Source organism: Glycomyces sp. L485 (assembly GCF_022548875.1).
Lineage (GTDB): Bacteria > Actinomycetota > Actinomycetes > Mycobacteriales > Micromonosporaceae > Glycomyces.
This window is the reverse complement of sequence record NZ_JAKZEW010000035.1, coordinates 1-580: the sequence shown is the minus strand read 5'-3', so window position 1 is coordinate 580 and position 580 is coordinate 1. Positions and strand designations below refer to the sequence as shown.

1 CRISPR repeat array is annotated in these 580 nt (G+C 70.0%).

The features are described 5' to 3' along the window. Position 1: 1 nt before the first annotated feature. Positions 2 to 578: direct repeats of the CRISPR family, unit length 28 nt; unit sequence GGCTCATCCCCGCTCGCGCGGGGAGCAC. Positions 579 to 580 lie beyond the last annotated feature (2 nt).

Genomic DNA, 580 nt, shown 5'->3' with positions numbered 1-580 from the left:
GGGCTCATCCCCGCTCGCGCGGGGAGCACATCGTGTCCACCGTGCGTAAGCTGGACGGGTAAGGCTCATCCCCGCTCGCGCGGGGAGCACCCGTAAGACCATCCGTGTCCGAGTGGCTGGGCTCATCCCCGCTCGCGCGGGGAGCACTAATCGCGGGCAACTACGCATGTGTGAAGAGGTATGCGGCTCATCCCCGCTCGCGCGGGGAGCACAAGGCAAGCACAGACGATGTAAGACCCTCACCCGGCTCATCCCCGCTCGCGCGGGGAGCACTCTCTAGGCGGGCGATGTAGGCGTCGCGGTTGGGGCTCATCCCCGCTCGCGCGGGGAGCACTCCTGAGAGCGTCCCTGCGGGTCACACCCCCCGGGCTCATCCCCGCTCGCGCGGGGAGCACCACCCGCGATCTTGTGCGACCTGGACGGCACTCGGCTCATCCCCGCTCGCGCGGGGAGCACTCCTTGCCCGCCACCGTGAAGCCGCTAGGCAGCGGCTCATCCCCGCTCGCGCGGGGAGCACCGCCACAGCTTGTCGATAAGGCCCATGAAAGCCGGCTCATCCCCGCTCGCGCGGGGAGCACGA